A 445-nucleotide genomic window follows, 5' to 3' on the forward strand; every position below is an offset into this window, starting at 1 on the left:
GAAGTCGCAGTTCAGGATGTTCGCGCGGTGGCCCGGGCTGTTCATCCACGACTCCATGACCTGCTCCGGGGAGCTCTGGCCCATGGCGATGTTCTCGCCGTAGGTCGACCACGGGTATCCGGCGGCCGTCACCCGCTCCCCCGGACCGGCGCCGTCGGGGTTGGTGTGGTCGAAGAAGTCGCGGGCCGCCATGTCTTCGGAGTGGCCCTGCGCCGCCCTGGTCAGGGTCGCGTTCGCGCTCAGCGGGCCGCAGCCCGCCTTGGCGCGTTCCGCGTTGACGAGGGCGATGACCTGGTCGGCCTCCGAGCTGTTCCCCCGGTCGTTCTGCGGGCCCGTGCCCGTGCCGTTCCCTGCCTCGTCGCCCGAGCCCGTGCCGGGCCTGGTCGGCGGCGCGTCCGGGGTCGGTGCCGCGGTGCGCGGCGGGGTCGTCCTCACCGGGGCGGGC

The 445-nt window shown here is 73.9% G+C and carries 1 protein-coding gene; it reads right to left on the bottom strand.

Features of this window, described 5'->3' with window-relative positions:
- The coding region (locus AOK00_RS36485; RefSeq protein WP_173861704.1) for a CAP domain-containing protein at positions 1–445 on the bottom strand (445 nt) is incomplete at both ends.

Origin of the sequence: Streptomyces aureus, assembly GCF_001418135.1 — a bacterium.
GTDB lineage: Bacteria > Actinomycetota > Actinomycetes > Streptomycetales > Streptomycetaceae > Streptomyces > Streptomyces aureus_A.